Annotated in this window: 1 protein-coding gene; it reads right to left on the minus strand. The window is 41.6% G+C overall.

From position 1 onward, the window contains the following. Positions 1-29 precede the first annotated feature (29 nt). Positions 30-1,258 (minus strand): IS3 family transposase gene (locus ACFI6L_RS20230; RefSeq protein WP_283620060.1). Its coding sequence is split into 2 segments (ribosomal slippage): positions 30-907 and positions 907-1,258, totalling 1,230 coding nucleotides; the frame shifts between segments, so codons are not numbered across the junction. Between the last annotated feature and the right edge of the window lie 41 nt (positions 1,259-1,299).

Raw genomic sequence — 1,299 nt, forward strand, 5'->3', positions numbered from 1 at the left:
TGTGTCGTCCTAATATAGGTTGACAGTTATTAGGCCAGCTCTCGAAGCTGGCCTTTTCTATTATGCACTGCGTTAGGCGTTTCCATATCTAATGCTAAGTGCGGTCTCATTTCATTGTAAATATTGATTGATTCGGTAACGAGTATTTTCAACTCTTCGATTGTTTTACATCGGTAGAGCAAGAACTCTTGCTTGAGTATACCGTTTATTCGTTCTGCTAATGCATTTTGATAACAGTCGTAACCATCTGTCATTGACGGCTGGATCCCATTCGCATTCAACTCATTCTGGTAGATAGCTGAACAGTATTGTAGCCCTCTGTCTGAGTGGTGAACACTGTTACCTGCATATCGTTTATCTCTGACGGCCATCTTCAGTGCTTTGACTACATTTTCAGCCCTCATGTCCAAGCTCAAGTGGTGCCCTACAATTTTACGCGTGCTAGAGTCTGTTACTAACGATAGATAGTGTACACCTTGGTCGGATTCGAGATAGGTGATATCGCTAACAAGCACATGCTCTGCATTATGCAGACCTTCTTCCTTAAGTAAATTTGGATGCTTTTTCATCCAATGTTTACTGAATGTAGTTTTGGTAAAACTTTTCTTTGGCTTAACGAGTAGTCCCTCGCTCCTTAAGTAAGTAAAAAAGCCATCTCGACCTAGTTTAATCCCATGCTCAACCAGCTTTGGTTTTATAAGTTTATAGAGCTTGCGCGTCCCTATTTGCGGCATATACTTGCGCCAATAAAGTACCCAATCTTTAATTATCGATAGCTCTGCTCTTCTACATTCCATGCGAGAAACAGCCTGGTAAACCGACTGTCTGGATATTCCCACAACCCGGCATGCTGCCGCCAAATTTATTTCTTTTCTTTTTTTGGCTTGCCAGACGTACCGGATAAGTACTTTTTTCTGAGACCCGCTCCATACTCGTTATCCATAATATCTACCATTCCATTAAGGATTTTATTACGGAGCTTTTCGTCAGCTAATTCTCTCTCGAGGCGTTTTATTTTTTCGGCTGGTGTTTCTTTTGAACTTGGCATAAGTGGATGCTGAAATGGTTTCGACCAGTCGAGTCTACCATGCTTTCTGAGCCAAACCAGTACCGTCGACCTTCCTTGTATTCCGAAGTGAGCTTGTGCCTGTTTATAAGTGAATTCGCCTTTTTCTACACGCTCAACCACACCCAATTTAAAAGCTAATGTGTAATCACGCTGTGTGCGCTTAGGTCTTTGATTACTTGAAGTTGTCATAAAGAAATCCTCTTTATGTCAACGTATTTTAGGACGGGACA

It is taken from the genome of Alteromonas sp. G4i35, assembly GCF_054960375.1.